General features: G+C 61.0%; 1 pseudogene. It reads right to left on the bottom strand.

Annotated features, from left to right (window positions below):
• Nucleotides 1-4 precede the first annotated feature (4 nt).
• Nucleotides 5-826 (bottom strand): annotated as a pseudogene (locus JQK15_RS26515) (HEPN domain-containing protein); the annotation flags it as partial.

Raw genomic sequence — 826 nt, 5'->3', positions numbered from 1 at the left:
GCGATCAGCGCGAGCGATAGATTGTCGTGCTTGCCTGCTCTACCGGCTGTATCACTTCGTCAGCGCTGGCGATGACAAAACGGCCGGATGGATCGCAGAAGCGTATGGTGATCAAATCATCCTTGATGGTCGGGCAAAGGCCTGAGCCGTAGAGAATATCAGCGAGTGCGTCGAAGGTCGTCGCCTTGGCACGATAAGTTCCGGTCCAGCGGACCGTCCAAATGTCCTCATTGGCTGCGGTCCGATAGCCGGCTCGATTGGCGACTTCAACAACCGCTTCCAACACGGTCTCGGCGCGAATGTCGAAATCGAGAACGGCAGTAGGCTTGGCCGGCTCATATGGGATGACCGGTCTTGCGCGCTGATGACGCCAATGCATCGCTTCAGCCCCGGCCAGAAACAGGCAGAGGCCAACAGAAAACAGGGAGGTGCGCCTTACCCCACGTCCGACGGAATCGCTGCGTTTTACGGCATGTAAAAGTCTGCGCAGCCGAGCCGAAGGCGACCGGTATCGGCGCGCACCTACGGCTGAGGGTAACAGCGGCGGCAGTGGGCGAGAATTTGGCGTCAAGATCAGCGACTGCGGGGGCGGCTCTGATGCTGTCAGTTGATGCTGATTGGCAAGCGATGCGTAATGGTCGCGCCAGCTTTGCGCGGTCAGCTGCTTAAGCGCTTCGCCCCGTTCCAACGCCCATACCAGTTCGGCCGGCGTGATGCGATAGGACCGTTCATAACGGGCCTCGACATAGGCCCTGCGGATGCATCCGAAGGCACGCCGCTGATGCCGGTCTTCGCGCGGCCACGCGGCGCGGAGATCGGGCGCCAG

It is taken from the genome of Sphingobium sp. BHU LFT2, assembly GCF_018604485.1.
In the GTDB taxonomy this organism is placed as follows: Bacteria; Pseudomonadota; Alphaproteobacteria; order Sphingomonadales; family Sphingomonadaceae; genus Sphingobium; species Sphingobium yanoikuyae_A.
Note: the sequence above shows the minus strand (reverse complement) of the source record. Positions and strands in the feature narration are given on the sequence as shown.